This window comes from Megasphaera sp. NM10, assembly GCF_000417505.1.
Taxonomy (GTDB): Bacteria; Bacillota; Negativicutes; order Veillonellales; family Megasphaeraceae; genus Megasphaera; species Megasphaera intestinihominis.
The window spans coordinates 23,005-33,261 of sequence record NZ_APHY01000061.1 but is presented as its reverse complement, the minus strand read 5'-3'; the positions used below and the strand labels follow the sequence as shown (position 1 = coordinate 33,261).

The window sequence follows — 10,257 nt, the reverse complement described above, 5'->3', positions numbered from 1 at the left end:
AACGTAATTCTTTGCAGTTAACATAGCTTGGTGATCATTCCTTTCTTCCCATGGCATAAGAATCAACTCCTTCTTATGCCTAAAAGTATCACTTTTTTCAGTAGGGGGAAGACCCCTATTTATGTAAACTATGTTATTGCACATAACACACGTGGGGCGCCCGTTTACGCAAATCGGTTCATGGATATTCTACATATCCCCAGCGGGCTCGCCACGTGCGAGCCCCTACAGGCACGAATCACGAGCCACTGTCAATAATGCACAAAGTGCATTGTTGACCATTGATAATATACTCAAAATTCTCTTTGCGCAAAGGAAATGCCCGTTTTATAACGTTTTATTATTTTTATTATGAATTTATATCATGCTGTTTTCGTAATCTTTACTATAAGTAACTTGAATTTTTCTCTCCTTTAGCCTATAGTAAGTGTATAAGTACAGTGTATACTTTATTTCTCGTGCGATACATAATTCATATTACACCAATTAGAAATAAGTATAGCTCCGGATCCGTGGGAAGTAGAGTAGCCTACACACAATTTCATAAAGGAGGGATTGTTTTATGAATGGTTTGTATTTAGTCATTATCTCTGCATTAGTATTTGTACTGGCTTACCGTTTCTATGGCGCTTTCATCGCTGCCAAAGTCTTGACGGTCAACCAGTACAAGGTCACGCCGGCCTTCCGCTTTGAAGACGGCCACGACTACGTGCCTACCAACAAGTACGTCGTCTTCGGCCATCACTTCGCCGCTATCGCCGGTGCCGGCCCGCTCGTAGGCCCGGTCATTGCCGCTCAGTTCGGTTATCTGCCCGGTGCCTTGTGGATCCTCATCGGTGGCGTCCTCGCCGGTGCCGTCCACGACATGGTCATCCTCTTCTGCTCCATGCGTTACGATGGCAAATCCATCGCTGAAATCGCAAAAGCCCAGATTGGTGACAAGACTGGCTTGGCTACGTCCTTCGCCGTCCTGTTCCTCAACATCCTGGCTATGGCCGGGATGGCCGTCGTCATCGTCAACGCCCTGCACGACAGCCCGTGGGGTACCTTCACCATCGGCATGACCATTCCTATCGCTATCTTCATCGGTATTTATATGCAGTTCCTGCGTCCTGGCCGCATCAAAGAAGGCACTGTCATCGGCGTCGCCCTGACCTTGCTGGCCGTCGTCCTCGGCCCTGCCGTCCAGGCATCGCCTACTTTGGCTCCGCTCTTCACCATCAGCGCCAAAGGGATTTCCATCGCTCTCATCATTTACGGCTTCGTAGCCGCTGCCCTTCCGGTATGGCTGCTCCTGGCTCCGCGTGATTACCTCTCGACATACATGAAGATCGGGACCATTGGCGCCCTGGCTATCGGCATCATCATCGTCGGCCCGACCGTCCAGATGCCGGCTATCACCCAGTTCTGCGCCGGCGGCGGCCCGGTCATCACCGGCCCTGTCCTGCCGTACATCTTCATCACCATCGCCTGCGGTGCCGTCTCCGGCTTCCACTGCATGATCTCTACGGGCACGACGCCGAAGATGCTCATGAACGAACGCTCCATCCTGCCCGTCGGCTACGGTGCTATGCTGACCGAATCCTTCGTCGGCATGATGGCTTTGATTGCAGCCTGCTCGCTCGTACCGAATGACTACTTCGCCATCAACTCGTCGGCAGAACATTTCCAGGCCCTGGGCATCCAGGTCGTCGACCTGCCGCAGCTGAACGCCATGGTCGGTGAAAACGTCGCCCATCGTCCGGGCGGTGCCGTTTCCCTGGCTGTCGGCATGGCTTTCATCTTCTCCAACATCCCTGGCCTCGACCACCTCATGAACTACTGGTATCACTTCTGTATCATGTTTGAAGCCCTCTTCATCATGACCATCATCGATGCCGGTACCCGTGTCGGCCGTTACATGCTTCAGGAACTCGTCGGCCGCGTATGGCCGAAGTTCGGCGATCCCCATTGGCTGCCCGGCGCTATCATCGCCTCGGCTCTGATCTCCGGTGCATGGGGTTACATCGTCCTCCAAGGGAACTTGTCCACCATCTGGCCTATCTTCGGTGTATCCAACCAGCTGCTGGCCATCATTACCCTGGCCATCTCGACGGTTGTCATCTGCGCTATGGGTAAGGCCCGCTTCGCCTGGGTCACGATTATCCCCTGGGCTTTCCTGACCGTCGTCATCTTCTGGGCCGATTACCTCAACATGTTCAACATCTATCTGCCCAAACAAGAATGGCTCCTGTTCACCGTTTCGGCCATCATGGCTCTCCTGGTCATCATCGTCAGCATCTCCTCGATCAGAAGATGCCTGTACCTGGCTAAGACCGTACCGCCCAGCTACGATACGACAGAAACTGTAGAAGCCGAAGAATTGAAACACCTGGAAGAACTCATCAAGACCGACCCGGTCGCCAAACGCTTCAAAGAACTTACAGTTGATCATCATTAGAAAAAAGAGGCTTGTCGCACAGCGGCAAGCCTTTTTAGGTTGTTCGTGGAGCGTCCGCTCGCGCAAACCGACCTCGGTATTCCCACATATATCGGGCGGGCTCGCCACGTGCGAGCCCCTACAATCTATAAACGTTTTGCCTAATCATTTAACGTTTAACCTTGTTTTATTTTAAAAATTTATGGAAAAACATCTTGACATAGACCAGCAAATTGCGTACAATGTGTTCAAGCTTCAGGAAACAAACCGTGAAGCGAAATATTCGTAAATCTAATGACGAGAGAAAGTAGTCTGTACCATTGCTTTTCAGAGAGCTGGCGGCCGGTGCGAGCCAGTACGATGATACTGATGAAGCTCCTCTCCGAAGATCGACGCTGAATTTCATTAGGCGCCGACGGCATTTCACCGTTACCAGAAACGCGTATGTTGGTACGTTGTAGAGAGTCCGGCTGCAGCAATGCGCCGGGAATCAGGGTGGTATCGCGGAATTATACTCCGTCCCTTACAGAAGGGGCGGAGTTTTTTTTGTTGGCCTCTTTTGACAAATCTCTAAATCCCAACGATAAAATTCTTATTTTATATTACAAAGGAGATATGTTATCATGGCAAAAGTATTTTATGATCAGGATGTAAACTGGGATGTAATGAAAGGCAAAAAAGTCGCAATCATCGGTTATGGCAGCCAGGGCCACGCTCATGCGTTGAACCTCAAAGACAGCGGCATCGACGTCGTCGTCGGCTTGTATGAAGGCAGCAAATCCATCGCCAAAGCCCAGGCAGCCGGCCTTGAAGTTAAATCCGTTCCTGAAGCCGTTAAAGAAGCCGATATCACGATGATCTTGATTCCGGACGAAAAACAGGCTGACGTCTACGCAAAAGAAATCGCTCCCAACTTGAAAGACGGCAGCGCCCTCGCTTTCGCTCACGGTTTCAACGTTCACTTTAAACAGATTGTTCCTCCTTCGACAGTCGACGTCTTCATGGTCGCTCCGAAAGGCCCGGGCCACCTCGTCCGTCGTACTTTCACTGAAGGCGGCGGTGTTCCTGACGTATTCGCTGTCGAACAGGACGCTACAGGCAAAGCCTTCGACATCGCTTTGGCCTATGCCCGCGGCATCGGCGGTACCCGTGCCGGCGTCATCCAGACGACTTTCCAGGAAGAAACGGAAACAGACCTCTTCGGCGAACAGGCAGTCCTCTGCGGCGGCATCTGCCAGTTGATCACCAACGGTTTTGAAACCCTTTGCGAAGCTGGTTATCAGCCGGAAATCGCTTACTTTGAAACCTTCCATGAAATGAAGTTGATCGTCGACCTCATGTACGAAGGCGGCATGGCTAAGATGCGTAAATCCATCAGCGACACGGCAGAATACGGCGACTACACAGCCGGCCCGCGCGTCATCACGCAGGATTCCAAGAAAGCCATGAAAGCTGTCCTCGACGACATCCAGACCGGTGCTTTCGCTAAAGATTGGCTCCTCGAAAACAAAGCCGGCGGCCGCGCTCACTTCCTCGCTATGCGCCGTCAGCACGCTGAACATCCGATTGAAAAAGTCGGCGCTAAACTCCGCGACATGATGCCGTGGCTCCACAACAACGACCAGAACGACTAAGTAAGATCCGTTCATCGCAGGCCGTTCGTCGTTCATCGAAAAGGACGATGAATGGCCGCTTCGATGAACGAACTACGACAAACGATGAACGATATTAAGAGGTGAATGATGATAAAAATGACAGGTGCAAGGGCAGTGCTGGAATGTTTGAAACGGGAAGGCGTCGACGTCGTCTTCGGCTATCCCGGAGGGGCCATCCTGCCACTATACGAAGAAATGTATAAAGACAACTTCCGGCACATCCTTACCGGTCATGAACAAGGAGCGGTCCACGCTGCAGACGGCTACGCCCGCGTTACCGGCCGGCCCGGCGTCTGCATCGCCACGTCCGGACCAGGGGTATGCAACATGGTTACGGGCATTGCTACGGCCAACATGGACTCTATCCCCATGGTCATCATCAGCGGACAGGTCCCGACGGGCCTCATCGGCCGCGATTCCTTCCAGGAAGCCGATATTTCCGGCATTACGTCGCCCATTACCAAGCACAACTACCTGGTAAAGAACGCCGCTTCTATCCCGCGCGTCCTGAAAGAAGCCTTTTACATCGCATCGACAGGCCGGCCCGGTCCAGTCCTGATCGATATTGCCAAAGACGCCCTGGAAGCGGAAATCTATTTCCAATATCCCGATAAAGTCCATCTGCCGGGCTACGTCGTCGAAACAACTGGACAAGCTTATGACATCGACCGGGCTGTCGCCATGATCCAGCACAGCCAGAAACCGGTCTTCCTCGTCGGCGGCGGTGTCATCCTGTCGGAAACGACGAAGTATCTCGAAGACATCGTCAATACGACGAAGATTCCCGTCGTCACGACACTCATGGGCAAAGGAGCCATCCCCGATTCTCACGAACTCCATCTCGGTATGGGCGGGATGCACGGCTCTTATGCATCGAACAAAGCCATCTCAGGCTGCGATCTGCTCATCGCCTTAGGGGCCCGTTTCGACGAACGCCTGACCAGCCGAGCCGATACGTTTGCTCCCAATGCACAGATCATCCATTTTGAAATCGATGATGTCGAAATCGACAAGATCATCGACATCGACTTAGGCATCAAAGGGGACCTGCGTTGGTCCCTGCCCATTTTCGCCAAGAAGCTGAAAGAAGGCGCCTTCGATTATGGAGCCGCCTTTGCCGATTGGCGTCATGAGGTCCTGGCCATGAAGAAAAGCCACCCCTTCGCGACGCCGCCGCGTCCAGGCTGCATTTCACCCCAGTCAATCTTCGCCGCCGTCCGGGACATCACCCGGGACGACGATACCGTAGCCATTACCGACGTCGGTCAGCATCAGATGTGGGCAGCTCAATTCTTCACGACGGATGAGCCGAAACACTTCATTTCTTCCGGTGGTCTGGGCACGATGGGCTTCGGCCTGCCGGCTGCCCTCGGTGCCAAAGTGGCCTGTCCCGAAAAAACAGTCGTCGTCTTTTCCGGCGACGGCAGTATCCTCATGAACTGTCAGGAATTCGCGACCTTGTCGGAATACGGCATCGACGTGAAAGTCATCGTCTTGCACAACGATACGCTGGGAATGATCGTCCAGCTCCAGGATTTCTTCTATAACCACCATTATTCACAATGCACTTTGAATAAGCGCAAAAACCTGCCCATGCTGGCCGAATCGCTGGGCGTCAAAGGATACGCCATCGAAAAACAGGACGATTTAACCCCCGTCCTGAAAGAGGCCTTTGCCCATAAAGGGCCGGCCCTGGTCGATATCCGCATCTCGCCGGAAGAACGGGTATACCCGACAGTTCCCGGCGGCAAAGCATTGAGTGACATGATTTTAGGAGGTGACGCCTGATGAGAAAACAGCATCTGGCTATTTTGTCCGATAATAAACCGGGCGTATTGACACATATTGCTGGCCTGATCAGCCGCAAGGCCATCAACATCGAATCGTTGACCGTCGGTTATACGGAAGAACCAGATGTGTCGCGCTTCAATATCGTCATCAGCATCGAAGACGATAAAGAATTGAAGCAGACCATCAGCCAGCTGGCCAAGCTCATCGACGTCATCAAGATCATCAACCTCGATGAAGCGCCCTTCATCAGCTACGAACTGGCCATGATCAAGGTCCGCTACGACACGCCGCAAGTCCGCGACGAGCTGGCCAGCCTGGCCAACCTGTTCCACGCCAAAGTCGTCGATGTCAACTTGAACTCGCTCATCCTCCGCGTTACAGGACGCGAAGACCACGTCAATGCCCTCATCAAGGTATTGTCGCCATATGAAATATTAGAAATCGCCCGGACCGGGACCATTTCCCTCTCACGAGGACTCGTACCGGTCAAGGCGATGTAAAAAAGGAGCTGTCGCATCGCGACAGCTCCTTTTTTCTGTAGGGGCGCCCACGTGGGGCGCCCGTCCACGCAAATCGACCACGGGATTCTTACATATGCCCGGCGGGCTCGCCCTCTACAGTGGTCCGTTTCAGCAACCGTCCTGCCATTCCTTGTAGTCATGGCCTGACGGGCTGAAAAGGCACGTGCGAGCCCCTACAAATTATAATGCACCTTATCAGAAACATCCATGTGCCAGCCACATAAATATGCCATAATAAGGTATCTTGTATTTGATAGAAAGGGAGTGATATGCATGTCAGCTACGGTCTTGACGACGGCTTGCTTTTTGCTGTCTATCTTACCTCCGACATGTATACAGTACCTCGCTTTCCGGCAGATTTTACAGGAGCCGCAGAGGACCCGCGTGCGGCGCAGTTACCTGGTCATTTTCCTCATAGAAATCGTCCTCTTCATGGCTATCTTTCAGTTCGGCTGGCTGGAGTTCCGCTTCTTGTCCTATAAGAAGCTGCTCATGGCCTACTGGATTCCCTATGTCCTGTCTTTTTCCCTGATTTCTCGCCCTTATGCCTATCAGAACCTCTTCGTCGCCGGCATGCAGGGCATCTACACGACGACCATCCACGCCCTGTCGATGAACCTGGTCCTGCTCTTCATCCCGCGCAGTGCCTTCTTTACCTATCTGCCCATCCATCTGGTGCTGTATACAGCCCTGTACGTCCTCTTTTCCCCACTGCTGCTGGTCTTCTTCGACCGCATCTTCCTGAAATACCGCTCGCTCCCATTGCTGGCCTTTTGGAAATACTGCGCCTGGCTGCCCATCCTGCTGAGCATGTACTCCGGTGTCTTATCCCTCGAAGACGGACCGCCGGCCCATGACTATTTCCTTCCCCGCATCTTCCACGCCCTGTCGGGCATCTTCATCGCTCTCATCATGTACATGGGCACCAAGCTCATTGCCCAGCAGGTCGACTTACAGCGTCGGAATCATCTCCTGGCCGCCCAGATGGATGCCCTGAGCAACTATACGAGCCTCTTGCAGGACGCCCAGAAACGCATGTCCATCTTCCGCCACGACAGCCGCCACCAGCTGCGCCTGCTCTCAGAACTCATCAGCCAGGATGACGACAAAGCCACCCTGGCCTTCTTGAAGACCATCGACACAGAACTTTCCCAGACACAGCTGCAGCAGTGGACCAAGAACCAAGCCATCAACACGGCCATCACACCGGGCCTGGAAAGACTGAAACAGGACGGCGTATCCATCATGGCCGACCTGCCTTTCCCCCCGTCCCTGCCCTTTGAAATCGCCTTGGGCGACATCCTGGCCAAAGCCATTGCCATGTCGGCCCAGGCCCTCCAGTCCCTGCCGAAAGACCAGCGCCTGCTCATCATCGGGACGACGCCCATACACGGCGGCCTGCTGGTCTTCATTAAACATGCCGTATCACCGGACATCCCGGACGACAAAAACGACCTCCTCCGGGAAGCGCCCTATGCCCAGTTCGTTCCGGACCTGAATCAGTTCTCCCGGCTCTACGAGGCGACCTTCCGCTATGACCTCCACAACCACCTGGCCAGCCTGTATTTGACGATTCCCTATCAGACTTGATTGGAAGTGATACTCAGCCATGCTTTACAACATCGTGACCGTTTTCCTGATGACGACAGCCCTCATGCCGCCAGCTATCCTCCAGTACTATGCCTTTGAACCCTTGCTGAAGCATCGGCAGAAAGTCCTCGTCCTGGGTGGATATGCCGTCCTGTACCTCATGGAACTCATCTTTTTCCTCTATATGTTCGTCTGGGGTCCCTGGGAACACAGCTTCATCTTATATAAAAAAGTCTTTGTCATCGCCTGGATTCCCCATTTTCTTTGGGCCGTCGTGACGATCCGGCCTTATGTATTCCTCCATCTCTACGTCTTTTCCATCCGCGCAGCCTGTACGATCTTCGTCCACACCCTGATGGCCCTGATCCTGCTGGCCATCTTCCATGGCGACAGCTCCCGGCCGGCCCTGTCGGCAGCCATCTATCCGGCCCAATGGCTGTTCTATATCGTCTGCTACATGGCCCTTATGCCCATGCTGCGCCGTTATTTCAATGAAGTCTTCGTGAAATACCGTCATCTGACGACGCATCACTATTGGAAATACATCAGCATGCTGCCGCTCTTCCTGCTGCTGGACATGTACTTCATCATGGCCAGTTCGGACGTCCTCATCATGGACCGGATGCTCCTGCCCCGCAGTATCCTGCTCCTGGCTTTGCTCATCATCGCCCAGAGCATCCGCACGGGCCTCCGCTAAACCGATCAGACCCTGAAGATGTACGAACGGACAGAAAATATGACAGCCCAAATCGAAGCCAGCTACGATTATACCCATTCCCTGCTGGAGTCACAGAACCAGATGAAGGCCATATATAAAAAACGCAAGGCCTACCTGGACGAACTGGAACAACTCATCGTGTCCCATCGTTCCCAAGAAGCCTTGCAGCTCATCGAGGAAATCGGTGCCGAGCTGAATCAGACCAAGCGCAAACAGTATTGTCAGAATCCCCTGGTCAACGCCGCCTTGTCGACGTATCTGGCCAAAGCCGAAGCCCTGCACATGCCCATTACCGTCAAAGCCGTCATCCCCAAGGAAAATACGGCTCTCAGCTCCGACCTGGCCATCGTCTTGTCCAACCTCATCGAAAATGCCATCCATGCCAGCGAAAAGCAGCCCGGAAGCCATCGCGCCCTGTCCCTGCTGACCATCTGCCAGGGCGACATCCTCAGCATCCTGGTCAAGAACCGCTTCGACGGGACCGTAGCCCTCGATGAAGACGGCCTGCCGACGACAAAGGTCAAGGGCCATGGCATCGGCATGAAATCGCTGAGCCGCTTCCGCGACACCTATGACGCCAGCGTCCTCTGCACCTGTGAAGACGGCTGGTTCTCTACGTACATCCGCGTCCCCTGGGGCAAGGGCAGCCCGTCTTAGACGACGCCTGTACCGTCGAAGGCCGGGATGAAGGCGTCGCTGGCACTGCCTTTTTCCTGGACGAAGCCGTCTTCGATGCCGCTGTCGAAGAGGTACTGTTCGGCTTCATCGTACTCTTCGTCCGACAAGGGCCGGTCGATTTCGGGGTATTCCCCGGCCCGGCCGCAGGGTACATACTGGCGCATCAAACTGAATAAGACCTGGCCGTCATCGAAGTGGTCTCGCACCCAGTCGATGACGGCTTTCGTATTGTCTACGCAGCCCGGCAGGATGAGGTGGCGGATGACGACGCCCTTCTGCAGGATGCCGTCGTCGTCCATTTCATAAGGGCCGACCTGGTCGTACATGCGCAGGATGGCCGCCGTGGCGACTTGCGGATAGTCTTCGGCAGCACTGTAGCGCTTGGCCAATTTCGGGTCGAGGTATTTCAAATCGGGCAGATAGATCTGCACTTTGCCCTTGAAATCGTCAATCGTCTCCTGCGATTCATAGCCGCCGCAGTTGTAGACGACCGGTACCGGCAGGGGGGCGGCCAGACTCGCCAAGATGGCCTGTTTATACGGCGTCGGCGTGACCAGGTTGATGTTGTGCGCCCCCTGGGCGATGAGCCGGCCGTAAAGCTCCCGCAGCTTGTCCACCGTAATGGGCACGCCCGTCCCGCCCATGGAAATGGTGGCATTCTGGCAGAAACAGCAGCGCAGGTTGCAGCCCGTGAAAAAGACGGCGCCAGAGCCGTGGCTGCCGCTGATACAGGGTTCTTCCCACTGGTGCAGGGCCGCCCGGGCTACGACGGGCTGGAGCGGACTGTGGCAAAAGCCGGGCATCTTTTTTTCATCCCAAAAGGCCGCGCGGACGACGCCGCAGCGGCGGGGACAGTCATTACAATAGGTTTCCATAGTTTTCTAT

General features: G+C 54.2%; 8 protein-coding genes and 1 other annotated feature. Of the genes, 7 read left to right on the top strand and 1 reads right to left on the bottom strand.

All coding sequences use genetic code 11. From position 1 onward, the window contains the following. The first annotated feature begins 562 nt into the window (after positions 1-562). The 7 genes from NM10_RS09865 to NM10_RS09835 all read left to right on the top strand — a co-directional run bounded on the left by NM10_RS09865 (position 563) and on the right by NM10_RS09835 (position 9,351). Positions 563-2,440 (top strand): carbon starvation CstA family protein, encoded by a 1,878-nt coding sequence (locus NM10_RS09865; RefSeq protein ID WP_020311431.1) that lies wholly within the window; start codon positions 563-565, stop codon positions 2,438-2,440. A gap of 264 nt (positions 2,441-2,704) precedes the next feature. Continuing rightward, positions 2,705-2,946, top strand: a binding site (T-box leader). Between the two features lie 96 nt (positions 2,947-3,042). Next, entirely contained in the window at positions 3,043-4,053 is a 1,011-nt protein-coding gene (ilvC, locus tag NM10_RS09860) for a ketol-acid reductoisomerase (RefSeq protein ID WP_020311430.1), read from the top strand. A 108-nt stretch (positions 4,054-4,161) separates the two neighbouring features. Beyond that, positions 4,162-5,862 carry a biosynthetic-type acetolactate synthase large subunit gene (gene ilvB / locus NM10_RS09855; RefSeq protein WP_081638966.1) on the top strand — a complete coding sequence of 567 codons (1,701 nt, stop codon included), beginning with the start codon at positions 4,162-4,164 and terminating at the stop codon, positions 5,860-5,862. Next, complete coding sequence (gene ilvN, locus NM10_RS09850; RefSeq protein WP_020311428.1) at positions 5,862-6,365, top strand: acetolactate synthase small subunit; 504 nt, start codon at positions 5,862-5,864, stop codon at positions 6,363-6,365. The genes ilvB and ilvN overlap by 1 nt, the downstream gene beginning before the upstream one ends. Before the next feature lie 405 nt (positions 6,366-6,770). After that, positions 6,771-7,976: a hypothetical protein gene (locus NM10_RS09845; RefSeq protein WP_239639697.1), complete on the top strand. Its 1,206-nt coding sequence runs from the start codon at positions 6,771-6,773 to the stop codon at positions 7,974-7,976. A gap of 19 nt (positions 7,977-7,995) precedes the next feature. Then, the gene (locus NM10_RS09840; RefSeq protein WP_036200709.1) at positions 7,996-8,673 is read left to right on the top strand and encodes a hypothetical protein; all 678 of its coding nucleotides are present in this window, start codon (positions 7,996-7,998) and stop codon (positions 8,671-8,673) included. Positions 8,674-8,691: 18 nt separating this feature from the next. Next, entirely contained in the window at positions 8,692-9,351 is a 660-nt protein-coding gene (locus NM10_RS09835) for a sensor histidine kinase (protein ID WP_036200712.1), read from the top strand. Here NM10_RS09835 and NM10_RS09830 read toward each other — a convergent pair. After that, positions 9,348-10,247 carry a radical SAM protein gene (locus tag NM10_RS09830; RefSeq protein ID WP_020311426.1) on the bottom strand — a complete coding sequence of 300 codons (900 nt, stop codon included), beginning with the start codon at positions 10,245-10,247 and terminating at the stop codon, positions 9,348-9,350. The two genes, NM10_RS09835 and NM10_RS09830, sit on opposite strands and share 4 nt — an antisense overlap. Between the last annotated feature and the right edge of the window lie 10 nt (positions 10,248-10,257).